The 25,674-nt window shown below is 51.8% G+C and carries 14 protein-coding genes; 8 read left to right on the forward strand and 6 right to left on the reverse strand.

Annotated elements, in window-relative coordinates:
- Nucleotides 1-164 precede the first annotated feature (164 nt).
- The 8 genes from HBH1_RS10515 to HBH1_RS24890 all read left to right on the forward strand — a co-directional run bounded on the left by HBH1_RS10515 (nt 165) and on the right by HBH1_RS24890 (nt 16,624).
- Nucleotides 165-1,628: a DUF3375 domain-containing protein gene (locus HBH1_RS10515; RefSeq protein WP_102662723.1), complete on the forward strand. Its 1,464-nt coding sequence runs from the start codon at nt 165-167 to the stop codon at nt 1,626-1,628.
- Nucleotides 1,612-2,343, forward strand: coding sequence for a DUF4194 domain-containing protein (locus tag HBH1_RS10520; RefSeq protein ID WP_233207581.1), 732 nt, complete (start codon nt 1,612-1,614; stop codon nt 2,341-2,343). Before HBH1_RS10515 ends, HBH1_RS10520 begins: the two co-directional genes overlap by 17 nt.
- A complete protein-coding gene (locus HBH1_RS10525; RefSeq protein WP_102662725.1) occupies nt 2,340-5,696 on the forward strand; it encodes an ATP-binding protein in 3,357 nt (1,118 codons plus the stop codon). Before HBH1_RS10520 ends, HBH1_RS10525 begins: the two co-directional genes overlap by 4 nt.
- Nucleotides 5,671-6,858 carry a Wadjet anti-phage system protein JetD domain-containing protein gene (locus HBH1_RS10530; protein ID WP_102662726.1) on the forward strand — a complete coding sequence of 396 codons (1,188 nt, stop codon included), beginning with the start codon at nt 5,671-5,673 and terminating at the stop codon, nt 6,856-6,858. The genes HBH1_RS10525 and HBH1_RS10530 overlap by 26 nt, the downstream gene beginning before the upstream one ends.
- Nucleotides 6,859-7,339: 481 nt before the next feature.
- The gene (locus HBH1_RS10535; RefSeq protein ID WP_102662727.1) at nt 7,340-11,839 is read left to right on the forward strand and encodes an AAA domain-containing protein; all 4,500 of its coding nucleotides are present in this window, start codon (nt 7,340-7,342) and stop codon (nt 11,837-11,839) included.
- Nucleotides 11,836-12,474: a hypothetical protein gene (locus HBH1_RS10540; RefSeq protein WP_146012840.1), complete on the forward strand. Its 639-nt coding sequence runs from the start codon at nt 11,836-11,838 to the stop codon at nt 12,472-12,474. The genes HBH1_RS10535 and HBH1_RS10540 overlap by 4 nt, the downstream gene beginning before the upstream one ends.
- Nucleotides 12,475-12,560: 86 nt before the next feature.
- A complete protein-coding gene (locus tag HBH1_RS10545; protein ID WP_102662729.1) occupies nt 12,561-14,159 on the forward strand; it encodes a hypothetical protein in 1,599 nt (532 codons plus the stop codon).
- Entirely contained in the window at nt 14,156-16,624 is a 2,469-nt protein-coding gene (locus HBH1_RS24890) for a phospholipase D-like domain-containing protein (protein ID WP_146012841.1), read from the forward strand. The genes HBH1_RS10545 and HBH1_RS24890 overlap by 4 nt, the downstream gene beginning before the upstream one ends.
- Before the next feature lie 336 nt (nt 16,625-16,960).
- Here the strand turns inward: HBH1_RS24890 and HBH1_RS10555 are convergent, their stop codons facing one another.
- The 6 genes from HBH1_RS10555 to HBH1_RS10580 all read right to left on the reverse strand — a co-directional run bounded on the left by HBH1_RS10555 (nt 16,961) and on the right by HBH1_RS10580 (nt 25,673).
- Nucleotides 16,961-17,305 carry a hypothetical protein gene (locus HBH1_RS10555; RefSeq protein WP_102662731.1) on the reverse strand — a complete coding sequence of 115 codons (345 nt, stop codon included), beginning with the start codon at nt 17,303-17,305 and terminating at the stop codon, nt 16,961-16,963.
- A 3-nt stretch (nt 17,306-17,308) separates the two neighbouring features.
- Nucleotides 17,309-19,600 (reverse strand): hypothetical protein, encoded by a 2,292-nt coding sequence (locus HBH1_RS10560; protein WP_102662732.1) that lies wholly within the window; start codon nt 19,598-19,600, stop codon nt 17,309-17,311.
- Between the two features lie 225 nt (nt 19,601-19,825).
- Nucleotides 19,826-20,767, reverse strand: a complete 942-nt coding sequence (locus tag HBH1_RS24895) for a PDDEXK family nuclease (RefSeq protein ID WP_146012842.1) — start codon at nt 20,765-20,767, stop codon at nt 19,826-19,828.
- Nucleotides 20,743-22,317: a TniQ family protein gene (locus HBH1_RS10570; protein ID WP_158243289.1), complete on the reverse strand. Its 1,575-nt coding sequence runs from the start codon at nt 22,315-22,317 to the stop codon at nt 20,743-20,745. The genes HBH1_RS24895 and HBH1_RS10570 overlap by 25 nt, the downstream gene beginning before the upstream one ends.
- 36 nt (nt 22,318-22,353) lie before the next feature.
- Nucleotides 22,354-24,300: a TnsD family Tn7-like transposition protein gene (locus tag HBH1_RS10575; RefSeq protein ID WP_158243290.1), complete on the reverse strand. Its 1,947-nt coding sequence runs from the start codon at nt 24,298-24,300 to the stop codon at nt 22,354-22,356.
- A complete protein-coding gene (locus HBH1_RS10580) occupies nt 24,297-25,673 on the reverse strand; it encodes a P-loop NTPase family protein (RefSeq protein ID WP_146012843.1) in 1,377 nt (458 codons plus the stop codon). The genes HBH1_RS10575 and HBH1_RS10580 overlap by 4 nt, the downstream gene beginning before the upstream one ends.
- Between the last annotated feature and the right edge of the window lies 1 nt (nt 25,674).

Raw genomic sequence — 25,674 nt, forward strand, 5'->3', positions numbered from 1 at the left:
AGAGCGGTGCACATACCCTAATGAAATATTTTAACGTTGGGTCTATTGCGTTGGACAAGAGCCGGTCATGTCCACGCAACGAACGATTTTGGAGCCATAGAGAACCGGCTCGTGGAGGTTTCAATGAGGAAGATTAGCGCGCTTGAAGTTGCTTGGGGCGCGATATGAAGGCGCTGAGGGGCGCCGCTGCTTTCCGAAATCTAAGAGAGCAGCCACTTTGGCGTTTGTTGGCTGCCACTAAAGGACCTGTTGTAATCGCCTTATTGCAGTCTCTGTTCATGGACGCTGAAAAGGAACTTCCCAGCTCAGTGCTCCATGAACGGCTGACCCGGGACCTTGACGCGTTGCGAGCGGTAGGAGAAGAGCTTCCGCAGACAACGCAGGCATATGTCGCGGAATGGCTCAGCCTAGGGTGGTTGACCCGAAGGTTTCCCACAGGAGCCTCTGAAGAAGAGTATGAACTGTCGGCGGACGCGCTAGCAGCGCTACGTTTTATCACCGGAATTTTGAAACCTCGTACTACTGCGACCGAAAGTAGGTTGTCTGTTGTTATTCACCAGCTGTCGCGGCTGGCAGAGGAAACTAACACTAATCCACAAGCGCGCTTGGCAGCGCTTCGCGCTGAGCGTGACCGTATTGACCGGGCGATTGATGAGGTAGAGCGTGTAGGAGTGACGGAACTTGCCCCAGATAGGGCTGTGGAACGGGCACGAGAAGTCATCGCTTTGGCGCAGGAGCTCGCGGCTGATTTTCGCAGTGTTCGAGATGAGTTCGAAAGATTAAACCGAGGGCTACGTCAGAGCCTGATGGAGAATGAAGGTAGTCGCGGTGATGTACTCGAGCAGCTATTTGCCGGGGTTGATCTCATAGGGGAAAGCGAAGCGGGCCGAACATTTCATGCGTTTTGGAGACTGCTGACTGATAGCGAGCAGGCTGCGACGCTACGTGAGTCGTTGGATGAAGTGACTGGTCGTCCCTTTGCACGACAGTTGGAGTCGCAGGAGCGAAAATTCCTATTGGGGCTGACGGGGGCTTTGTTGAACGAAGGGCGAGGTGTGCATGATGTACTGCAGAATTTTGCTCGTAGTCTCAAGAGCTTTGTTCAAAGCAGAGAGTTTCTCGAACATCGGCGGCTGCATGGTCTCATTAAAGCGGCGACCCAAGCCGCGTTAGATGTCAAAGATACAGTTCGGCCAAATGAACAAATGGGTTTTGAACTCATGCAGTCTAGTAGCCGAATCCGATCAGTATCCCAGTGGTTATTGTATGACCCGGCAGAGCGTGTGACCGATTCGTCGATGCAAGCAGCAGAGCCATCCGACCTTGACCTTGAAACAGTGAGTGAGTTGGTCCGGCAATCCGAAATCGATTTTCGAACGCTCAAGGCTCATGTACGCGAAATCTTGGAGCGGCAATCTCAGGTTTCTATTGCACAAGTGCTCGCTGAATACCCCGCGGAGCAAGGTTTGGGGAGTGTAGTTGGGTATGTCGCCTTAGGTTCTAAGCATGGGGAGGTGACCGACGGCACAGAGCTTGTGTTCTGGGCGGGGAAGGACGAGGTACAACGTCGCGCTAAGGTCCCCGCCATCTATTTCATGAGGGAGCGCTATCTTGAACTCGTTGACTGACTCGATGGATGATTCGCTGGCAGGCGATGTAGCCGCAGATTCCTCTGGCAGCGAAGCGGTTAGCTTCCAGGGAGATGTGGGAACACTGCCCATTGATACTCGCAGGGTTCTGGTACAGCTTCTTCTGGGGCCCTCCGTGGACGCTCGGCGTCAGTCAAAGCTATGGCCTGTTTTGCTGCGCGACGAGGCCGTCATCCGTTCGCGGATGCATGACCTTTTTCTGGAAGTCGTGATCGACCATGAGCAGAAAATTGCTTTTACACGGCAAGTTGTTTCTGAAGAATTGGATGTCCCCATTCTGCTGCGAAAAGCTTCGCTCACATTCCTGGAAACGGCCCTGTTGTTATTCCTGCGGCAGAGGTTGACTCAGGCCGACGCTCAAGGTGAACGTGCGGTCGTGTCGAGGGAAGATATGCAAGAGCATTTGGTAGTGTTTGAGAAAGAGAACAACTCCGATCACGCCAAGTTTGGACGGCAAATTATCAATGCTATCGACAAGGCGAAAAAGCTGAGTCTGTTGCAGTCAATCCGCGGATCAGGGGAGCGCTACGAGGTCTCACCGACACTAAAACTCTTGTTTTCCGCTGAGGAAATTCAAGAGCTCACACGCACGTATGTTTCTTTGGTTGCATCCCCGCGCGGAGGTAGTGCCAATGAAGGTGCTGGCGGTGATGACGATACATCGCTGGTGGATGATGAGGAAAACGTTCAATGAACCTGCTCAATCAAGCCGAACCACTGGGCGGTAGCCATGATCAATACCGTCTCGCCCGAATTCAGACATTCAATTGGGGGACGTTCTCGAACGTATTCGATTTCCCCATTTCGAAAGAAGGCTATCTATTTGTTGGCCCCTCTGGGTCCGGCAAGTCGACGGTCTTGGATGCACACGCCGCACTTCTGACTCCGCCGAGATGGGTAGACTTCAACGTTGCTGCGCGCGAGGCAGAACGCAGTGGTCGGGATCGTAGCGTGATGACGTACCTTCGCGGAGCTTGGGCGCAGCAAACTGGCGAGGCGGGCGAATATGTGTCGCAGTATTTACGCAGCGGCACGACGTGGTCCGCCATCGCTGAGACCTACCGTGATGAATTGGGGCGAGTGGTGGTGCTCGCTCAAGTGCTATGGGTAAAGGGGGGCTCGACTGCACCTGGAGATGCCAAACGGGTGTTTTTGACGCTTGAACGGGAGTTTGATATCCAAGAGCTGGAGTTCTTCGCGAAGAACGAGTTTGACGCTCGCCGCTTCAAGCACGACTTGCCTGATGCAAGAGTGTATACGGAGTTCAGTGCCTACCAAGAGCGCTTCCGCCGGCTGCTGGGCATAGAGAACGAGCGTGCGTTGCGCTTGTTGCATAAGACGCAGTCCGCTAAGAATCTTGGTGACCTCAATGCATTCTTGAGAGACTTCATGTTGGACGAGCCCGAAACCTTTGGCATAGCGGCAAGCTTGGTCAATGAATTCGGTGAGCTGAACGAGGCGCATCAAGAAGTAGTGGCGGCGCGTAAGCAGATTCAAACTTTGGCCCCCGCACGTGACGAACACTGGGAGCTGGATAGGGTAAAACTTGAACACAACGGATTAGAGGCAATACAGACTGCTATTGACCAATATCGGGAATATCGTCGAAAAATTCTGCTTGACGAGCGTAATGCTGAGTTGGAAGTGGATAGAGAGGGTTCGAGGCAGGAATCTTTGCGCCTTGCGGCAGTTGCTGAGGATGAGTTCGGAAAGTTGACTGACCTGCAGAAGCAGAAGCTCAATATGGGGGCTGATGTTCTCGTTCGTCTTGAAGAGGATATCAAGGCAGCAGAATCTGAAAAAATCAGCCGTATGGCAAAGCGCGACATGGCTGCTGCGGCATGTCATGCCATGGGATGGTCCGTTCCTGATTCTGTAGTGTGGTTTGTCCAGCGTGTCGAGGCTGCCAAGCAGCGGGTGTTAAAGGCTCGTGATTTGAAAAACGAGGTCGAAGAACGAAAAGATGGTGTTAAGGAGATGCTGCGGAAGGAAAATGAGGCATTTCTGAAGCTTGTCGCTGAAGTTAAGGCGCTTGAGCGCCAGAAATCGAATTTGCCGGCACGGCTAGTTGGCCTGAGGGAGCGAATGGCTCAGGACCTCTCGATTCCTGAGGAGAGGTTACCCTTTGTCGGTGAGCTGGTCGAGGTGCGCCCCGAGGAGGCCGGGTGGCGCGGTGCCATCGAGCGCGTCCTCGGCGGCTTCGCTCGCTCTATTCTTGTGGATGAAAAGCATTACACAGCAGTGTCTGCATACCTGAACGAACGGAACATCGGTGAACGGTTGGTGTACTTCAGAACCATTCCTCAAACCTCGGTACGCCCTCTCGGACCAAACTCCCTTGTGCGGAAGCTTAGTATGGCATCAGGTAATTTCGGGGACTGGGTTCGGGAGGAGATTAAGCGCTCCTTCGATTTCGAATGCGCCGACAGTATGCAAACGTTCCGCAATGCTTCACGTGCGGTTACGAAAGAGGGTCAGGTCAAGCACAGTACCATGCGGCATGAAAAGAATGACCGCTATTCTGTCGATGACCGCAGTCAATGGGTCTTGGGCTTCGATAATAAAGAGAAATTGGCGCTTTTTAAGCTGCAGGCAGCTGAGAGTGGAGGGCGTATTGGCGAGTTGGAAAAGGCCATTCGCAAAATTGGGGAGGAGGAGGATGCCCAACAAGGGCAGATGCTGCACTGCCAAAATTTATCGAACTTGACGTGGAACGATGTGGACGTTGGGTCTTTACTGACGCGAATTGATGACCTTTCTATTCGGTTGAAGGCCGAGAGCGATGCGCGTCCAGATTTGGCCATCCTGAATGACCGTATCATCCTGCAAGAGAAGGCGTATTCCAAGGCGGTGTCGACGAAGAATACAGAGGACAGCAATGGGCAGACCATTGCGACCGAAATCAGCAATGTGAACCAGCGACTAGAGGCGCTCGCTCGTCTTTGGCCAACGTCAGATCGCCCTCCGGTATTCGCAGACCAGATTCTTGTTCGATATGAGGCCACCGAGAAAGCAATTACTTTAGAAAGTCTTGACCATGTAACCACCCTGGTCGACCGCGCCTTGAACTCGGAGTTGCGGATACTCGAAGGTCGGCTTTCGAGCCTTCGCAACTCCATCGTGCAGCGTTTTACGGATTTCAATCGTTTGTGGCCAGCACTTGCTGGTGGACTGGATGCCACGCTCGATAGTGCCGATGATTATCTTGCGAAACTCAAGCGCTTGGAAGACGACAATCTTCCTGCATTCGAAGACCGATTCTTTAGTCTTCTGCGAGAGCAAAGTGATCAGAATCTTACGTTGCTTGCCACAAAGCTGGACGAGGAACGTTCTGCCATTCGTGCGCGTATGGAGCTTGTCAATGAAAGCTTGCGGACGGCCCCATTCAATCAAAAAACGCACCTTGTCATTGATACGAACGATAAGGCTATCGAGGATGTGCGTCTGTTCCGCGCCAGTCTTAGAGAGTCGCTTAGCCACTCGTTCTCCAACGACCGAGACTTAGCCGAAGAACGCTTCAAGACGTTGGCTGCATTGGTAAAACGTCTGGCGAGCCAGGAAACCACAGATAAGAATTGGCGAAATTTCGTACTCGATGTACGGCAGCATGTGGAGTTTGTGGCTCGGGAACTGGACGAGGATGATCTGGAGGTTGAGGTCTACCGGAGCGGGGCGGGCAAGTCAGGTGGGCAGCGTCAGAAACTAGCGGCAACGTGTTTGGCAGCAGCGTTGCGGTACCAGCTTGGAGGCCAAGACAGGGCATTGCCTAGCTACTCGACCGTTGTGTTGGACGAAGCGTTTGATAAGGCTGATGCGGAATTCACTGCCATGGCCATGAATATTTTCAAGACCTTCGGATTCCAGATGATTGTGGCGACCCCGTTGAAGTCCGTGATGACGCTGGAGCCATTCATCGGTGGAGCATGCTTTGTGCACATCAAGGATCGCAAAAAATCTGCAGTCATACCAATCGAATACGATAGTGAATACCATCGGCTGAAGCTGACGCAGGATATACGTAATGTCGAAGAAACTACTGTCCCTTGAGACTGCGCAATATTTATTGGTTCGTCGCTTTAACAACCAGCATCAGAATTGGCTGTCGGGTGAAGGAACTTGGCCGCTAGTTATCGCCCTGGGAGTTCCAACAGACAAGGATATCGCGGAGGATGTTTCTTCGGTCAGAGCTTGGGCGGCTGATTGGCAGTCTCGGGTTGGTCCAGGGGAAGTCTTGTTTGAAGAGAAGAAGTTTGCGAGATTTGGCAGGCATCAATTGCCCAGTAAGCTGAGCTTTGAAAACGCCGCCGTGGTTGCTGCTGCGGTTGGTCAGTCCAAGCGCTGGGCGATAGCTGGCGAGCGATATCAGCAGATGTCGAGCCGATGGCCGGTCCTTGCTCGGGGTAATGTATTGGCTTCTAGATTCGATGTGCTTGCAGACTATTCACCGCAGGACTTTGACCGCTTGGTAAGCTTGCTTACGTGGTTGAATGCCAATCCGGTTTCGGGTCTGTATCTGCGACAACTCCCAGTAGAGGGGCTAGACACGAAGTGGTTGGAGGCTCGTACTGGCTTAGTTGCAGCGCTTCTTCGAGCGATACGGGAAGGCGGAAGTGAGGGCAGTGATTTCCATACACTGGCTGGACTCAAGAAGCCGGCTCATAGAGTACGCATCAGATTGCTCTGTCCTAAGCTGCGTAGCCTCGTGGGAGGGTTGGGGGATATTGAGGCTCCTGTTAAGGAGCTTGGCAGCTTACCAATTTCCCCTTTGGCTGTAGTGGTTGTTGAGAACCTCGAAACAGGGTTAGCGCTTCCTGATATCGCGAACACCGTGCTTATTATGAAGCTCGGGAATGCGGTGAACGCGTTAGAAGCACTTCCATGGTTGCGAGCGGCTGAAGTTCTGTATTGGGGGGATATTGACACCCACGGCTTCGCGATCCTAGATAGGGCGCGCCGGACCGTTCCTCGGATTCGGTCTGTGCTTATGGATGAAGTAACGCTTTTAGCGCATCAATCGCTTTGGGGGAGGGAGCCCGTGCAATGCGCGGATATTTCTTTCGAAGGACTCACTGAGGAAGAGACATCGGTCTACGGTAATCTGCGGACCCACACGTGGGGGGAGCGCATTCGTCTCGAGCAGGAACGACTGGATTGGGCCTCTTCTTTGAAAACCTTGAGAGCTGCCCTTGCAAGCGTCTCAGTTGAGTGATTCGATGTATAGCGTGTACGCAGGAGCTGCAAAACAGAGGCCACCGGTTTCCATGGGAAATCCAAAAATTCAGATGTTTTTCTCTTATCTATGGAAGGGAGTGATCTCTGTGAGCAGCGGTATGTTCTGAAGTCGAGTCGCCTCTATCAGACAACCACGATTGTCTTGCGTGGTGGTGATGACCAGTTCCTTGAGGTGCTGGGGGGGGGCAGTAACTCTTGCTTCACCTCTGCGTTGTTTTTCTGCTTTGATGTACTACGGAGGCGGCTCTTTTGGTGATGCCTTGTCATCTCTTCGCGTTGAAAATCACCGTTAAAATTGTATGAGAATCGCTAGGGGCGATGAGGTGCAACGCTGAGCAAGGGAGTTCGAGCGCAAGCGTTATGCCATCGCGGGGAACTTCGTAGAAAATCCATCGAATTGGTTAGCCATCTTTTGATGCGCGGGAAGCCGTTCCTTGGTGTTGAACAAAGAAAATTCAATGACCATAACTCAAAATGCACCCGTGATTGAGGTGCTGGATTACATCAAGCACGTTGAAAAGCTCACTAAAACCGCTCCAATTGCGGTGCCGACGGAATACTTTGCCGCTCTCGAGTCCGATATGCGCGCAATTCCAGGGCTCGAGTTTAATCAGGTCGAAAATGGCGATGACGTGTGGTTGCGTGTTCCGAGGTTAATGGAAGTCAACCCGCCACAGCCAGATGAAAATCTTGCGAAGTGGCTTGTACTTTCGAAGTCTCCAAGTAAAGAGCCAGAACTACGTACAGAACTCATCGAGAAATCCTCCAATAAGAAGGATGCCGAGGTTATTACCCTGAAGCTGCAAGACCACCCCGAGGTCAAAGAACTTTTTGACTGGTATGTGGAGCATCTTTGGACGCCCTGGGCTTTGGTCGAGAAAGAGCGGCGGAAGACGATGGCCGTCTATGCAAAGCTGTTTTCTCTTCAGCAGCATATGGCCACAGAAGGAGCCGAAACGCCTATCGAGCTAGTTTGGGGTATTGGTCACACTATCTGGCGTCCAGAGGGCAAAGGAAAGACCATTAAGCATCCCCTCATCACTCAGTTGTGCGATTTGACTCTGAATGACCGTACGTATGCGCTCGAGGTGCGCCCGCGAGATATGGAGCCAAGGGTAGAGTTGGATTGTTATGCCGAGATAGAGAATGCTGGTGTTCCAGCCGTAATGGGCTTTTGGAAGGCAGATCAGGCAGCAGCGGCGAATAACCTGACTCCATTTGATTCTTTGACTTTTGAGCGGGTTTTGAAGAATGCAGTGGCAAACCTTGACGCCAATGGACATTACCTGACGCCAGAAGACCGTCTCATGCCAGATGCGACTGAGAAACTCTGCGTCACTGACACTTGGGTGTTTTACGCTAGGAAACGCTCTGAGCATATTCTGTTGCAAGACATCGAGCGGCTCATTTCTAAGCTGGAAGATAACGTAGAGGTGCCGGACGTTATTCGTGGCTTTGTCGAGCGTGGTAGCGCAGAGGTCAAGGCGCCGGAGTCGATTCTCTTTAGAGGTTTGTCATCCAGTAGCTCTGCGGAGGGTGTTCGTGAGCTGTACTTCCCAATGCCATATAACGACGAGCAAGTCGCTATCGTGCAGCAGTTGGAAACCGGAAATGGTTCGGTTGTTCAAGGGCCGCCAGGGACGGGCAAGACGCACACGATTGCGAATATTATCAGTCACTACTTGGCGCAAGGTAAGCGAGTGTTGGTGACTTCAAAGGGGGAGGCAGCTCTTTCAGTTGTTCAGGAAAAGCTTCCTGAGTCGATTCGCCCGCTCTGCGTCGCGCTGCTTTCGGAAGATAAGGCAGGCATGAAGCAGTTTGAAGCTTCGATTCAAGAAATTGCCACACGCGTCAGCTCGTTACAGCCGGGACGGGTTGCGCAAGACATCAGCAACTTGGAACAGCAATTGGACGAGATGCATCGCAAGCTCGCCGCGATAGATTCCAATATTGCGGAATTTGCGAGACAGCACATGACTAAGTTCGTGTTGCATGGACGGGAGATGAATCCTCCTGACCTGGCGCATTTTGTTCTAGAAAATGAAGATGACTTTGGTTGGCTAGATGACTCCTTAGACACCGTCCGAAATGGGAACGTGCCGTTTGCGGAGCACATCATCGCAGATGCTCACACCGCGCGCGTTACTCTCAGAGAAGATTTGGGGTATTTGCCAGCAAAGCTCCCATCTGTTGATGACTTCTGCTCTGGTCCTGAGCTAGCAGCACTGCACGATGACTTGGTGCGAGCTCGACAGATTGAGTCTAAGGTTAAGGCGGGGGCGACATTGCCGCTTACTGATGCCACTCCTGAGACCTTGATGAGGGCACAGGAGCTGGTCCCCTTCCTTGAGTCCTATCTGGAGCTCCAGAGAGAAGTTGAAGGATATGGCGCTCCTTGGGTTTCGAGTTTGTCGAAGGCATATCAAGAGTCCCAGCCCGATGTAGTGCTTGTCCAGCTGGGCGAACTGCTTGCGATAGTGGAGTCTCTGGAAGTCGAGCGGAAAAATCTCATGAAGGCCCCGGTGGAGCTTCCAGCGAATGCTGAATCGGATAGCGATTTCATGGAGGCTCTGGGTCGTCTCATTCAAGGGAAAAGTGCGTTCTCACTTCCGTTTGGAAAGAAAGACGCGCGTGAGATTGTCGTTTCAGTCACCGTATCCGGTGCCAAGCCTGCTGGCGCCGAAGGTTGGAAAGCTGTTGCCGCAACATGTCAGCTGAGAAAGGATATTCGGCAGCTGGTATTTCGCTGGAATGCCGTGGCGGGCGAATATGATTTACCGAATGCTGACGTCGACTCTAGCCCCTTGCGCAGCCTAAATGACCTTGCCAAGAAGGTGGACCGCCTCAAGGATTTCGTCCAAGGATATGAGCGTGCGTTGCCCGCTAAAGTGGAGGCTGTTTTTGGCAAACGAGTCCTTGCAGCGGGCGAGGGAGGCGCCGAGGTGCTGCTCGCAGCACTTGCTCAGCATCTCGATAAGAATCGTCTTAACTACGCAATTCTTCGGGTTGCAGAATATTTATCAAAGCTCGAGCAGAAGAGCGGAGCAATTACAACTGAGTTGAACGCATTCTTACGGCACGAGTTGGGAAATCCCGAAAGGGCACCAGAATACATCGGCCTTGAATGGGCGGATAAATTGGCGGAACTACGCCGTGTCCACGAACTTCGGGGAATGTTGGACACGGTTGCCCAAGTGGCAGACCTGGTTGAACGAGCCGGTGCGCCAAGGTGGGCTGCACGTTTGCGGACCGAGGTCGCTACGGGCGAAGTTGATTTGTTGACTCCTTCCAATTGGCTAGAAGCATGGTTCTGGCGCTGCGCAAGAACGTTCCTAGATAGCATCGATGTGCACGAAGAGCTCAAAAAGCTGCAGACGCAGCGGCATGAAACTGAGCGCTCCCTCAGTCGCGTCTACAAAGAACTAATTGCGGCGAAGACATGGCTAGGGGTCTATAAAAATTCCCCCGAATCGGTGCAACAGGCATTACAGCAATATCTGAACTCGATTCAATCGGTCGGCAGTGGCACAGGTATTCGAGCAATCCGTCATCGACGAAATGCTCGAGAGGCGATGACTCGCGCTTATTCAGCAGTACCTTGCTGGGTTATGCCTCAGTGGCGTGTTTCGGAAAGTATTCCGGCTGAACTAGGTCTTTTTGACCTGGTTATTGTTGACGAGTCTTCGCAATCAGATATTTGGGCCTTCCCAGTTCTGCTGAGAGGGAAAAAACTTCTTATCGTCGGAGACCATAAGCAGGTCTCTCCGGGGGCCGTCGGGATGGCGGAAGAGAAGATTAAAGAGCTGCATCATCGCTTCCTGGCTAGCCAGCCCCATGGCTCTGAAATGACTCCCGATAAGTCGATTTATGATTTGGCGCGGGTCGTTTTCGCTGGAAATTCGACCATGTTGAAGGAGCATTTCCGTTGCGTTCCCGCGATTATCGAATTCTCCAAACGGGAGTTCTATCAGCATGAAATTCGACCGATGCGTATTCCTCGTCGTTCCGAGCGTCTCGACCCGCCGCTCATTGATGTGTATGTGAAGAGCGGCTATAGAAAGGGGGATTTGAATCCGCCGGAGGCAGACGCGATAGTTGATGAAATCGAACGCATTATTGGAGATTCCACACTATCGGGGCGGAGTATCGGCGTCGTAACCTTGCAGGGTACCGCGCAAGCCGCCCATATCCATGACCTTGTACATCAGCGGATTCCAATGAATGAAATCCTCGAGCGGCACATCATGGTAGGGACGCCTCCTACTTTCCAAGGCGGTGAACGAGACATCATGCTTGTATCCATGGTGTCTGCGAAAGGAGACAGGGCGACAAGCAGCGCCGCGACATTCGAGCAGCGCTATAACGTGGCAGCCTCTCGAGCTCGAGAACGCATGATGCTCTTCCGGTCGGTCGATGAGGCTGATATGAAGCCCGAAGACCTGCGGGCAAAACTCATTCGACATTTTGCAGCGCCGTTCAAGCAAGATGCCCAGGAAGTCAGTAACTTGCGTGAGCTCTGTGATTCAGGCTTCGAGCGCGACGTATACGACGTCCTTACTGGAAAGGGATATCGCATCAAGCCGCAGGTCAAAGTCGGAGGGTACAAAATTGACTTTGTGGTTGAGGGGGCTGAGGACCGTAGATTGGCAATTGAGCTCGATGGCGACCGTTTCCACGGACCAGGTCAGTGGCTTGATGATATGACACGCCAACGCATCTTGGAGCGTGCCGGCTGGACGTTCTGGAGATGTTTCGCATCCAGCTACTACATGAGAAAAGATGAAGTTCTAGCAGACCTCTTTGCAACGATGGAACGAATGGGAATTGATGCAATAGGTGCTGAAGATGTCGACAATACAAAGTACGTTGAACGTCGCGTTATCGACCCAATAGCATCGGCCGCACTTGAATCTGCGAATGACGACGAACAGGAAGGGAAAGGAGCCGCTGTAGCATGAATCGTCCTTTGCTCAGTCTCTCGATTGTTGACCTCATAGAGAAATTCGACGCGGCAAATGGGGATGTAATCGTTGCGCTGGAATTGGTTAAAGAACTCCGCCACAGAAATACTCCGAAAGCCATTGCGCTGAACAAGCGAGTTTTGGAGGTGTTTGCGGCGAACGCGTCAGGCCGGCTGTTTCAATCCCTGTTGCTGCCGGAGTTGGAGATTGTGTACAAATCATTTCTTGGAGTGACGGGTGTGAGAGATTCCCTGGTTGAGGTTCTTGAGAGCAGGACCTCCGCCAAATCCGGGAAGTTACTTGATTTGGTGAAAGCGAGCGCTAATCCGAAGGAGCCAGAGAAAGTATCAAATTCACAGTTAAATTCTCAGAAGAAGGTTGAGCAGGAATCTGCTGTGTTAGGAGCGCCATGCAGATGTGTCGCCGGCGTCGGGGATGATGTTCAACGGGCGCTGTGCTTATTTGAACTAACAAAAGCAGCGTCATGGGGTGACGTAGAGACTGCGCGTCAAAAACTGGTGTTTAAGTATCGACCAAATTCAGGTGTTGCAGTGCCCCAAGCAAATGAGGCGCTGAAAGAAATCTCCAGCGCATATGCAGTGCTGGCGAATTATATGCAAGGAAGATACTGAACGGACGTGTAACTCGGTCAGTGATTTGCCAGTCTTTGCTGCTGCTCATTGCACCTCACAGTTAAAAAGTAAAAGGAATTAAGCCGATGGCTGAGATATGGGGGAGTTCGGACATTGGAGTTCCCGAGTGGACGGAGAAAGCGGACAAGCGGGGAAATGACCCGCTTGGGATGCAAAACACTAGTGTCGCAATCTATCAGTCGCTAATGCCTGGTATCAGCAATGTGACATTGAGAGTCCGCTATTACGGTTTCTATGTCTGGCTTACCGATGAATATGCGAGAAATAGCGGCAGCACAGATATCGAAGAATGGTGCATTTTTTTGCGAAGAGCTGAGGCACTTTACGCTCTCACCGCCTATTTCAATTCAGAGCGACCAGGAATCGCGGGGACAGACTGGGCCAAAAGAACAATTGAAGGCACCACAAAGTCCATAATTAAATTTGAGGATTCGACTGATCGAACGGGGAATACACAATATCTCAAACAGAAGTTTGGAGCTTTTGGTGCTGCATATGGCTCTCAGCTCATCGAAATGGGCTTATTGAAGATCAATCCTGAATTGCATGACATTCCAACCCCAACAGAAGAGAGGGGGAACAGGCTGCGAGATGCTTTTTCTGAAGCTATCGCCAGCGTGCGTGACGATTATATAAAGGCAGTAAATGGCGGTCGTGTTAGTCGCGATGATCTAAAACGTTTCGGAGTCATGTTGCCGAAAGCACTGTCTGTGGATGGGCATGAGAGAGAGATTTATGAACAGCTCATTTTCGCAAAGTTAGAGGATGCTGAAAAAAATGATATCGATAGAGGTACCTCTTGCGAGCTTGCGTTGGAAGTATTCGATGAGAGGCGGGAAGATACATCTGTAAGTGATATTCGCTGGTCAATGTATGAATTTTTCTGTCGCAATAGCATTCATCTTTTGGCTGGATTGGAGGGAAAAAGGAATAAAGGTAGATACAAATGGGGAATCTATCATGCGAATGACATGCTTCATGTCTGCTATGAAGCTCTGATGAAATATTGCTTAGATGTGCTGGAAAGATATTCTGCCGGACTTCCTATTTCTCGACTAATCGCCGAGGTGAGTCAGGCCATCAAGGACGCCTGCACCATTGAAGACGGAACTACATGGCATGAGTTCGTGAACTCCTTTGAGGTGTCTGATACTCCCAAATTGATGGACGATGAAAATTCGGAAGTGGTTCTACTCGAAGAGATTATGTATGGCACTCAGCTTTCGGGGATTTGTACCGCTGAATGTGCGAAGTCTGCAGTGGTGCTTCTTGCCGTAATCTATAAGCGTTGTGCTGGGGTGGTAGAGGACATCAAACGCATTTGCCCAGAAGTTGATGAGCATAAAAGTCAACAATCGATTTATACAGAATTGAGCCTGATTAATTGCAATGCAAATCTTCCGTTCGCCAAATTTCTTGAGCTAATTATCAAAGAACGTGTATTAGAGCGTCATTTATGGGTTGGCATGCAAAAGCTCAGGGCAAGCGGAGATTACACATTTCTGATTGAATCAGACGGGGGGTATCTTCGCACTAGGAGAAAAGATACTCCAGTTCTAACAAATCCTCGCCTTCGGTCGGCTTTGCTTTTCTTAAGAGATATTTATCTTATCGATGAGCATGGTTTAACAGCTAGAGCTAGCAACGTTTTGAGGGCACTATGAAGCTGTTCGATGCCTTCTCAAAAGCCGGCTACCACACGACGATTATCACCACGTTCGGAGTGGATTTCTCGGCTTACGAGCAAATAGTGCTTCCTCGTCTCAACCAAGCTGGGTCAACCAACAATCTGTTATTAGCCGATGAACGAATGTTAGGTTTGTCGCTAATTGACGGCATTTCCCGACCCAAGTCAGCAGGCCAGCGATACTCCGTTCTTGGCGTCCCATCTAATGACCTAGGGGTTTTCCATCCAAAGATGGTTCTTCAACTAGGGAGAAGTAGTGGGCGGTTACTTCTGGCGTCGGCGAATATGACAGCCTCAGGCTTGGTGGGAAACCTTGAAATTGTTGGCGAGGTTGTTTTTGATGGAAACATGCCAGAGGCCGCCCAAATACTGTGTTCGGCCTTGGCTTTTCTAAGTAGGTTTATCGAAAAGAAATCTATCGCAGGTAAGCAAGTTGAATGGGCTGCAGCTAGAACCCCATGGCTGCTTGAGAGAAGTCAACATGCTCATGTGGTTGACACGGGCGGCGCGAGAATGTTGGGGCTTCTCACTTCAGATCAGGACGAAAGTATTGGGCGCCAATTTGTCAGGTTGGTTGGCAGAAGGCGAGTTCAAAGATTGATTGTGGCGAGCCCATATTGGGATAAGGATCTATCGTCACTTCGAGTAATTAAACAAGTTCTCAACCCACGCAAGACGTCACTTTTGATACAGAAGAACCGCGGGCTATTTCCGGTTCATCGGTTGTCGTCAAAAGATAAGCTGTCCGTACACAATATCGATTTGGTCTCCACGGAGAATGCCGGACGGTTTGCACATGCTAAAATTTTCATAGCGGAAACTGACGAAGTAGACTGCCTTTTGTTTGGCAGTGCAAATTGTACCGAGGCCGCATTAGGACTTGGCACCAGAGGGGCACTTAATCATGAGGCTTCAATATATAAAGAGCTTCCAAGGGGCGAGGCAGTTCGGATTCTAGGTTTAGGGAAAGTCTTGAGCCAAGAGCTTGAAATTGATGAGATTGCTCCCTACAAGGAAGAGGAGAAAATACCCCTAGCTGAAATGGAGGGACGGTTAGCCGGACGCATGGAAATGCATGGCGATGTCTTGCATTGGTGGTTACCCCACTGCGTCGACTTGGGTGATTTCGAGTTGTCCTTTACGGATCGAGATGGAAGAAGCGTCGGAATCGAGTATGCACTGATTGCAGAGTCGAGCGGCTACTTGAGGTTCAAATGCACGGGGACTGAAAACCCGATGTTTGCACATGCTGTTTCAGGGGATACTACTTATGCGCCGATCATCATCGTTACTGCCGCCAAAATTAGGAATGAGCAGCATCGCATTGTGACTAAATTTGGGAAATCCGTAGTGGATGAGTTTCAACAGAATTACTCTCGCCCTGGATTGTGGCTTCTTGATGTCATTCAGCGAATCGAGCGCTATGAGGCACAAGAGAATCAGGGGGTGGAAAGGGAGGTGAGAACTCAGTCAGTTAAGGGCGCCACATCAAATACAGGTGGGAAGAAGCTGTCCTACGAAGAATTTGTTGCAGCTCAGAAGAGTAATATCTCATCGCAATCATTAGGAGAAAGCTTATTAAGGCATTCGGGCTTAGAGTCCGTTCGTGCAATCCTCAATGTAATTATTGGTCGCACCGAATTGCAGCAGGAAGAAGACGGGGATGACGCGGAGTCCCTAGACTTTTCGACCGGGGATGATGAACCAGAAGACGACAATTCGTTGGAAAAAAACGAGAACTTCAATTCGAATGAGCAGATTACGTCTACAACCGTTGGGAACAACGCTGCGGAGAAGAAAGTAGACCAGCACAAAGCTAGAGATTCTCAGAAAGCAATTCTTAAGGCAGTTGAGAAATTCAGTAGTGGGATAGCGGACAAAATCTATACGGACGGTACGCTTTCTATTGTTGAACTCGTCAGACTACGCGCACTTATTATGGTGATCCTTGATTCAGGGTGCCGTGATAGCGTTTGTCTCACCCAATCCAACAATGACTATGCCTCAGGTGTTTTGCCGAGTAAGGGAGAGAGTGGTTGGAAGGAGGTTGCGGGCCGACTTCTATATCCGTTCTTCAGGGCGGCGTCGAGCGATAGTCCGTGGATTTCGTATGTCGCGGCTGAATATAGAGAATCAGAGGCCCCGGTTGATGTCGTAGAGACGATATATCAATGTATCTGGACTATTTGTGCGATGTTTTGTGCGAGAGATGATGACGGAATGGCATTGGGGCGCTCCGATACTCGGATGAATGTTGTGAGGGCTATCTATTTTCAGGCGGCCTGGTTTTCTGGTCTGGAACGAGATGAGATGATTTCAACCTTTAGAAGCCATTCTGAACATTTCGGCGAGAAACTAGGTGTTGATCATTTCGAGCTCATAGAATTTCACCAAGATTGCGCTAGAAAATTCTGGCCAGCCATAGAGAAACTTTCTGAATGACCTTGATGAGGACGCTTGCCGCCATACATCCGTAATGCTTGCGATGAAGGTGCGTCCGAGCTCGCTGAGCTGTTGAAGAAGCTGCACCACAAATCGAAGCCTGAGGAGGTTGGGGAGTGCATTGTATCTGTCTATTTTAGTTCGGTAGATGTCGTTCTCGTGGCTACCAATGCGGAGTATGTGATGCCGATATTTTTCAGAGCCGGCTTTAGCAGAGACTCCCGGGAAAACGGTCTTCCGGGTGGTAGCCTCTCTTGGATGGGGACAATAAAATATCTACATACCTAAGGCCGGTGTCGAGTGTTGGCTGGTTGCTCTGGATCGGCATGTGGGAGTTCACGATTCCTCCAGTTTCGCTTTGACCTTCGCGAAAATCCAATCCAATTCTGCATCAGTGAGGTCCCACCCTTTGTTGAGCACGCCCTTGCGGACCCTCGGTAGAAGGTTCTCTACGGTTGAATCCGGAAGGCTTGCCAGCTTCTGGAGACAGAATGGTGTGAGTTGCTCCACGAGGTCCTGGCAGGCGTCAAACCTTTCAATGAGCTCCGCATGCGTCCAGCCCTCGAGGAACTGTCCTTGAGTCAGCCGTACTGCTGCCTTCGGTTGGGCGCCTCCTATCGCGGCCAGGTGCCTGCTCCGTGGAAAGTCATCGGGTACAACTTGAGTCGTATCGGGATTCACGATTCAGTCCTCATCATCTTCTTCAAACAGTAACTGGGTATTGTCAATAGATGAAACCGCAGCCCGCGACTGTGAGACAGGTATCTTCGGTTTCACGGGAGGAACATAACCAGGAATTCCAACGGAAGCCATGGCATTGCCATTCTCCCAATCAGAGACTGCTTTCGCCTTTTGACGAGCAGTGTCATTCGCTGAAACTCCCGGTACGACGTTCTCCGCCCTTCGTTCCGTTTTGAATAACTTGTCCTGCCTTTCATTGGATACCTCAGCGCGAGATGATGTTTTGGCGTTTTCGACTGCGTCGGTAGCGATGATATTCGCCTGAATGACATCCCGTCGGCTTGCCCAGCGCGCCTCCGCGAACAGGTGCTTCTTGAGGTTGTTCTGGAATTTGATGGAAAACATACCGCCATCCTCGAACATCCTCTGCGTGTTCTTGGTTGCCTCGAGAATCCCTTTGCCACCGCCTGGAAGTTCCCAAAGGAGCAAGAAGGGAGCATTGGGAATTTCGTAAATATTGACCTGCGTTGTGCGTCCGTTATTCAATCGCTCCATCGCATCGGTATGGAACTGAAGATCGGTGGACGTGAACGTGCGTTTGTCGAGTGTGATGATGCCCTTTGGCGCTTTTTTGAGGGTCTTTACGCATAGGCGTTCGAAGACATCTTCAGGAGCGCAATCCCAAGAAACGTCACCGCGGGTGTATTTTTTGCAGAACTGGAAGATGTCCTTGGGGCTTGCAGGTACTTCAGATTTAATCATGTCAGGAGTCAGCAGATGCTGAACGTCGGACGCAATATTACGTTTGTAGATAGCTGTCAGCAGCGCCTGCATAAATTGCTCTATCGTGACCGCATTTTCCCTGGCAACCTTTCGCCGCATCCAGTCTTCATCGTCGTCACCTACTTTAAATATTGAGCCAGCAATATCGCGTAATGCATCTTGGAAGTAACGCATCACCTGCTCGACGTTTCCCTTGCCTTCCGGGGTTCCTGGCTGAGCCATCTTGGCAGCAGCACGGAATCGTTCAACTAGCGTGGTCTGCGTCCGCATAGAAACGCCAGGCCCTCGGTCGAGAAAGACTTCGGAAGCGCAGCCGTACACCATGCCGTCATAGAGGTGCGTCATATTCCATCTAAAGAGTTCGCGATATTTGTCGGTAGATGCGCAGAAGACTGCATTCAAATAGGCATCGCCATTTTCAGGGCCGAATGACACGTGCCAGCCAGGGATTGCACCGCTTCCTCGACAGGTGACCAAAGTGACTGTGGGCTTCCCAACCCCCTCAACACTGATTTCCCTATTACCGAACTTTAAGAAATTGTCTGCAACGGTAGAGTCAATATCCCAAACTGGCAATTGAGCATGAACAATGTCCGTGGCATGACCACCGCGAGAGCCAGTGCGGCGTTGCTTGCCTGCCGCCATCTCATTAAGCAGCTTCTTTAGATAGTTCCTCCCCAGCCTCTTGACGTGGTCATCATTTTGGAAATTTTTCTCATCAATAGGGAGCCGAACAATGTCTCCGTCCTTGTTGCGGGTTGTTGCAATCCTACTGGTTATCCAGCGATGGAAGATAGTTGGAAAGTGAAAGCACTTTCGTTCCACCTGGTCCTTGATGAAGTTACGGAATCTACTGTAAACCTGATCTTTCAAGCGTCGACTCGTATGTTTGGTACCTTTAATGTCTTTTTCAGCGGTTGTTTTGTTGCCCAGTCGAACACGAAGATATCGTCGTGACTGTCCAGGGCCGCCTCGAAGCCAATAGTGGTCCATAAGTGCATTGGGATGACCACCATAGAACAGGTGCTTCTCGTACCGTTCTCGAACTGTGTTGACACCAATTGCAAAACGATTCGCCACCTCAGTTAAAGCTTGGGTATATAGGGTCCCATCTTCCAACAGGCGATCACCAGCGAAAGTCTCGACGGCCTTCACCGAGCTGCGCTTGGTATCTAGCTCAGGGTTGGCCCCCTCTGGAATCTCTATCTTCATTTGCGCCGGAATGCCGTGCTCATAGGTGTTCTTGATTGAGCCGTTGGCGAGCCCACGGTCGTAGTCGTCTCGTGACCATGGCTTTCGCGCACGTGTTTTCGTATTAGGAGGAAGTGGTTGAAATACTGTCTCCAATATGCCGTTCTTATTCGTGACAATATCGGTTCCAAGCTTGATGACGTGGCAATACTTTGGCGTCACGGCCAGCACTCGATAGACACCAATCTGGCCTCGTCCTTCAGCCTTCGTAACGTTGCCATTGATGATGATGCGTTGTGGGGGAGTTTCTAGTACGTCCATGGCGTACTCCTATCGTCTGGCGAGCGGCTCAGCCGTCACGCTACTAATGTCTGACTTGCGCGCGTAATAACGACCTCGGCTCTCGGCCAGGAATCTCGGGCTCCGTAGCATTGAACTTCCGCTGCGCGAAACCCTAGTTCCTGCAGAGCTATGGAGAGCCCGGAGGGTTCGGTGTCTGAAATGGCAACTTCGAGATGCGGCTGCACTTGCATGGCATTCTCCTAACTAGCTATCTGACGCAATGAGCCGGCTACGAAGGTGCAGCGGCTTGGTGGGCCACAACTCGAAGTCGTGGTTCGGGATCACGTAGCCCAGGAAGGCGGCAATGCCGAAGTAGCGGTAGCCCTCATCCCGATGCCAACTATGTTGCGCGCAAGCTTGGTCAATACGTTGGTCGGTTGTGGCGCCATGGCTCTGTCGAGCTAAGGACAGGGCCAGGCGAGCTGCATTCTCTTTGTGAGAGCTAATGTCTTGCACGTAGCGCATGTACTGCATCAAGCGCCGGCAATTGACGCTCTGCTGTTCGGTGTAGGTGAACTCCGTCATGATTTCGTGAGTGCACCTCCACATGTTCACATAGGTAAATTCCTTGAGATGTCTCTTAGCAGCTCCTGCTACTAAGTCGTACGGCTTGCAGGAAATGGCGTGGTAATACAACTTTGGGTCGTCTGGATATTTGAGAGTGAGCATGAAATCAATCGTCAAGATGGACGTTTTAAGCATTTTCTTGCCCTCGGCAGCACGCTTGAAAAGCTTGGCGGCGTCCCATTCGGGATACTGCGGACGTATCTCAACAACGAACGGATTCATCTCCAGGCAGCTGAAAATCTTGGCCTCTACGTACGAGTGAAAAGGAACAATACGACCACCGGCTTTGAAGCTGAAGTCGTTGCCTGCGATACCTTCCGTACTGTCTGTTGCCTTCTTCCAAGGATCAAACGCTGGAGCTGATGCATTGCCACGTGGATCACATTCAGGAAGTTCTGGTGGCCATGAAAGAATAGGGTGCCCAGTGAGATCGTCCAGATAGAAATTTGATTCGTTCTTAGGGCGTACGTAAGGACGTTCGTACTTCAGCTTGCCGGTCCGAGCAATGTATTCAGCATCGGCCGCAGTGAAGGGTAATGGGGGAGTATGGCTAATTACTTGAGGGCGGCGAGTGGGCATTGCTTTGCTCCGTTTTGCATGCGTTTGCTGAAACTAGCTGGTGTCAGATTGGTGAACGTGTGCTCGTCCCCGTAAGGAGAGTCAGGGTAAACAGCCCTAACGCCTGCACAGAAGTCATTCGTAATTCGCTGCTGCCGCTGTTCCACGGTCTCCGAATACTTGTCCAACATTTGCAGAATCTCGGGACTTTCCAAGGCCTTGCTACCAGTAGATTCGGAAGGGATACCGGCCAGCAGGAATGTCTTACTAACGCGATGCATCGGGTGTACCTTCAGAGAGAGCGCTTGCCGCTGAGGAATGTGCAAGCTCAATTCCTCAAGGCGCTCGACGAGCTCCATCTCAGTTGAGACACGCCACCGGATACCGTTCACCTTCGGCACCATGTAGTCAAGCCATTCGGGTTCGATGTGCTTGAGGTAACGCATTGGAGTATTGGAGCCCTCGCAGTCATACAGTTCGGAACGAATAATTCCGAGGTTATCTTTAAGAGTCTCTAGCAGCCAACGCCTGGAGGCCGTCTTGATTGTGAGCCGTTCCTCAATGGCCAGCGACATGTACCAAGCAACGAACTTGGCTCCCCGCCGTGCCCGGTTTCCCAGCCGTCTATCACTGCTGGCATCCTTCATTTGCTCAACTGGAGGTGCTTCGTTGGCTGTTTTGAGTGCCACCGAAAAACCGTCGAGGTCTTCGAAGACTGCGTAAACGCCGAGCAGAAGCTGAATAGGGCACCGCAAGAGGCCGAGACCAGGCCGGGTGCCGGCGAGTCGGCTGAAAGTGTGTCCGCGGAAGTTCACCAGCTCGCGGACATTTTCATAACCCACTTTGGCATACACCGCCTCTGCAAGAAGGTTATCTGCAGCTTTTCCGCCATGAAGATGAGCACCAAACTCGTAACCAATAGCTTTAGTGACTGCCTCAGCTGACAGTTCGCTCGGTTGCTGACCACGCATAGTCTTATCGATCATGGACGACAAACTGATGGACATGAGCATCCCTTTGTCGTCGAGGTCTGCGACTGGTTTCAAACTTCCACCGCACAGGCATTCCATCGTGGGATGCCAATTTGATTTCAGTCGGCGATGGCCTGCTTCGCATGCATCACAGAATGTCATTAAGACCCTCTGGTGCATATGGCATGCCGAGATTCCTGGCATCAACGGTAGTCGACGCCAAAATGTGTACCCGTGTGAGCTTTGATCGGCCTCCAGACAGTCGGGGCACAATGCAAGTCGGCCTCGGAATCCCAGAATTCCTAACTTGGCCGCCATGCCGGGTTTTGCCCGCCCCTCGTAGTGTTCCCAGAGGGCGGACGCATCTTCGCTGTTCAGGCACCACTCGTATGCTTGTACCCGAGTATTGTTCACAGCAATTTCCCTGAAGTTGAGCCCAAGCTTCTCAGTCATGGAGCCAAGGTTGGAGGGCAATACCCAGCCGGGTTTCTTGGCTGGGTCGAATGCGCCATCGGCCTTCAGAAAACCTCTTCCCTGGCGACGGTCGGTAGATTCCCGTAGAACGTAGCCTGTGATGTCCTCCTCGGATTTGATATCCATCGAAAACAGCTGCAATCCATCAGACGAACCTAGCATTTACGAGCCCTTTTTCGTCGCGAGCTTCAGGACCTTCTGCAAGCTTTCGGTCCGAATTCCCGCTTTCTTCGCTACAGCAGCGGGATGAGACAAAATTTCGTCGGCGTGCCGCGATATGGTCTTCATCTTTTCTTTGGCGAATGCGCGTGATGAGTGTTTGAGTGCCGCCCTCACACGAGGCGATAACGGCCCAGGGCCGTTATCTATGGTTGTCGGCTTGTCGGTTGCGGCCTTCCGGACAGGAGGAGTGTTGGCGATAGGGCTGCCGCTAGTGGTCCGATCTTGATAAAGGTCCAGCTGCCTCGGATCAATCGCTTGCAGCACGCGATCCATGTGGAAGTCCGCCTTGGACTCTGTGTCGAGCCTGACGAGTTTCCTCTTCGTAAGCGCGTTCACAGCGTACTCAGAAAGGTCTGTCGTCCGCCTCGCACGGTACGCCGTTTTGCGCGAGCGGTTTTCGGGAGGTGTCGTGCACCACTCGGTTGCGTCGAAAAGGGCAGCTTGAGCCAGTTCGACAAGTTGTTTATTAGGTTGCGGGCGCACACCATTAGTACGTGGCTTCCGCAGTGGAGAATTCGCCTCCATCCATTCCTTAGCGTTGCGATACAGTCGCATGTAGAGCCGCGGTTCGAATTCACGCAGCTCTCCGCGTGACGCATCCGGATATTTTTCACGCATGAGAAGCCACATCTTCTTGTCAAGGTCGACGCTTGGTGTGTACGCCCTGTCTCGAGGTTTAATGTCAGGATTTATGGCCTTGAATTCACGGTAGGCAGTAGACGCGGAAATTTTGAACATCTTTTGAATCTCCCGCGGAGAGCACCCATCGAGATAGGCGGCCCTGATCTGGGTGGACAATGCCGCGTCGACTTTCTTGGGACGGGCAGAGACATCAATCTCATAGAATTTGGTGATGCTACGCAGAAAAGCACTGCTCATACCCAATGACTGAGCTGCGGCATCGAGCGTTTTTCCCTTCGCGAGGGCTTCGACGACCAGGTCCTTCGTCGGAGTCTCCGCAGGTGTGGCCAATTTCTTGTTTTTGGTTACGATGGTCTTCGAAGGAGTGCTGAGGCTTGAGGGTGGTGCACACTCGTCCAGGAAGAGTTTGACGATACAGAGCCATTCAGGATGGATACTGGCGTTGGGACGTGAGATTTTGCTCAAGGCGTTCTGAATCGACTCCTCAGAAGCGAACATGATGTCCAGGCGAGCGTCAGAAAACGCTCCCTGATAGAACAGTTTCAGCTCTGATGCGGTCTCTCGATTCCAGCGGCCGTTGTCGCCAATCCAGCCCCTGCCGGCAGCGTACTGCAAGACGTCGTCTTTGTGATGTTGACTGTGTTCCACAGTGTTCTCCATGCAAATATTGATTCGTTGAGCGAGCTTCATAGTCATACCTCTCTGGTAGTCATCTGGAGGAAATAGACATCTCGAATCGAAAAGCAGGAGTTGTTCCTCACGAGGTCTCATCACCACGCCGTGAATCGGGCAGACATTCACCAGCGGTGCACCAGTACGCCGGTGCACGTACGTGAAACCCACTTCCTTGAGTTGGAGTTCATCGCACTCAGGGCAGCGCAGATAGCGGTTCTCTGTGGAGCCAAACAGAAGTGGCAGCCGACACAAGCGAACCGGCCCCGGCAGCTTGTTGATGAGCCGTTCCTTCTGAAGTGCAAACTTGTGCCGTGGGAGGCCGCAGCAATAGAAGTTATATTCGGTGTGGTGGTCAATTAGGTAGTCCAAGTCTCCATAGTGATGCCCGAGTTCTCTGTGGAACTTGCCCATGCAGTTCGGCATACCGTTCAGTGCGACGCGGTTATTCAAGAGAAGTCGGTTGGCAATGCGCACTGAGTCCTTCCCGCCATAGCTGAAAGTCCGGCGGAGGAAGTCATTGACGATCTGTCCATCTGGGAATGGGGGGATCGATAAAAGATTGGAATTCATACCAACCCCCTTCTCACCAGCGTCTCTTCCATCCATGTATTCAGAGTTGTGTTTTCAAAAGCCACCGATGGGAAGTGGTCAGCTGAGCGCAGAAACGAAATCTTGCCGGCCGTTGGTGCGCCGTTCTCGAGCTGGAGAATCAAGCGCATGGGATTTGCGAACACACGCAAGGCTAGTCCAAAGATGTTTGTCACAAACTCTTGCGTTACGGTCTCGGCGATCTTCAGATCGGGCATCTTGACCAGGGCAACATGAAGAGTATGGAAACCCTGAACCAGCCAGCCGAGGCGACCTAGGGTCGCCTCGTAGGTCCACTCAGGAAGATGTCTGGGCATCTTGCTTCCGCGAGGCAGTAGCCCTTGCGCCCAGAGCCACGCGACATACTGGCGCCAAATACCCGTGTCCTCGACTCGCTTGCCTTCCGTTGGCTGTGGGACGGGAGGCATAAACGGGTCCAGATGCAACTGCGGACCGTTGAGCAAGTTAGAGGCAAGCGTGTTCGAGGCGGCATACATGAACGCACTCGTCCCGGAAATTACTATGGGGATGCCGGTGTGTTCGCGTAGTTTCACCAGGAATCGGAAGAGGGCCGTGGTGCGGAAGTTGATATCATCCCAACCGGCACCATCCAGAATGAACACGCCCACATTTAGCAACGTGCACAGTGCAATTGCGACATTCTCCCCATTTGCTCCCTCCAAATCTGAGAGAGCGTTGAGGTCAGTTTTCTCGTCACCGAATTCGGCAAGAATGGTCTGCCTCATATCTCGGAACAGCCCTTTGGGTGTGCCACATGTCGGGTACTTCAATACGAACGACGGCTTCACCCACATGGCTCGGGGCGCAGGGGGACTGCCGTAAATCCTGAATGGTGGCCCTAGAAACTCGGCGAGTTGCTTAATCAACGTCGAGCGTCCCATCATGGACGGGCCTGTTAGGCAGAAGCCAAGGGTTTTTTGTGCGCTCAGGCATGCAGGTAGCGGGCGCAATGCCTTGCCCCGCATAACTTCCGCACAGGAATGGTAGTAGAGTCTGAATTCCTCGCCGCCAAAATGCTTCGCTGAGTAGAACGCTCTCATGGCGGCTGTGACTTGTGTGAGGAATAAAACCCCTTCGTTCAGAGGGAGGTTCCCGGTTCCAAACCGGTTCAGTGCCGTCACCTTGGTATCCACGTCAGCGTCTCGGAGTTCGTCCGCGTGCGGGATGGCGTCTCGCTCCATGAACTGTCTCAGAGCGGCACTGCTCGTTTGTCGCATGAGACGCGCCATAGTGTCGCCGCCCATTTGGCTCACCGAAATGAGTGCCCCCTCCGGAATCGGAACTGCGACTGAAGCGGAAGGTGTTCCTTCAGTTGTGACTACGCCTGTTTCCATG

Source organism: Herbaspirillum sp. BH-1 (genome assembly GCF_002870055.1).
GTDB classification, from domain to species: domain Bacteria; phylum Pseudomonadota; class Gammaproteobacteria; order Burkholderiales; family Burkholderiaceae_D; genus Herbaspirillum; species Herbaspirillum frisingense.

Bases quoted from the DNA above. Each gene is read 5' to 3' on its own strand.
- HBH1_RS10575 (WP_158243290.1), bottom strand. From the start codon at position 24,300: ATGAATTCCAATCTTTTATCGATCCCCCCATTCCCAGATGGACAGATC.
- HBH1_RS10515 (WP_102662723.1), top strand. From the start codon at position 165: ATGAAGGCGCTGAGGGGCGCCGCTGCTTTCCGAAATCTAAGAGAGCAG.
- HBH1_RS24890 (WP_146012841.1), top strand. From the start codon at position 14,156: ATGAAGCTGTTCGATGCCTTCTCAAAAGCCGGCTACCACACGACGATT.
- HBH1_RS10535 (WP_102662727.1), top strand. From the start codon at position 7,340: ATGACCATAACTCAAAATGCACCCGTGATTGAGGTGCTGGATTACATC.
- HBH1_RS10525 (WP_102662725.1), top strand. From the start codon at position 2,340: ATGAACCTGCTCAATCAAGCCGAACCACTGGGCGGTAGCCATGATCAA.
- HBH1_RS10530 (WP_102662726.1), top strand. From the start codon at position 5,671: ATGTCGAAGAAACTACTGTCCCTTGAGACTGCGCAATATTTATTGGTT.
- HBH1_RS10540 (WP_146012840.1), top strand. From the start codon at position 11,836: ATGAATCGTCCTTTGCTCAGTCTCTCGATTGTTGACCTCATAGAGAAA.
- HBH1_RS10570 (WP_158243289.1), bottom strand. From the start codon at position 22,317: ATGGATATCAAATCCGAGGAGGACATCACAGGCTACGTTCTACGGGAA.
- HBH1_RS24895 (WP_146012842.1), bottom strand. From the start codon at position 20,767: ATGCCCACTCGCCGCCCTCAAGTAATTAGCCATACTCCCCCATTACCC.
- HBH1_RS10545 (WP_102662729.1), top strand. From the start codon at position 12,561: ATGGCTGAGATATGGGGGAGTTCGGACATTGGAGTTCCCGAGTGGACG.
- HBH1_RS10580 (WP_146012843.1), bottom strand. From the start codon at position 25,673: ATGGAAACAGGCGTAGTCACAACTGAAGGAACACCTTCCGCTTCAGTC.
- HBH1_RS10560 (WP_102662732.1), bottom strand. From the start codon at position 19,600: ATGGACGTACTAGAAACTCCCCCACAACGCATCATCATCAATGGCAAC.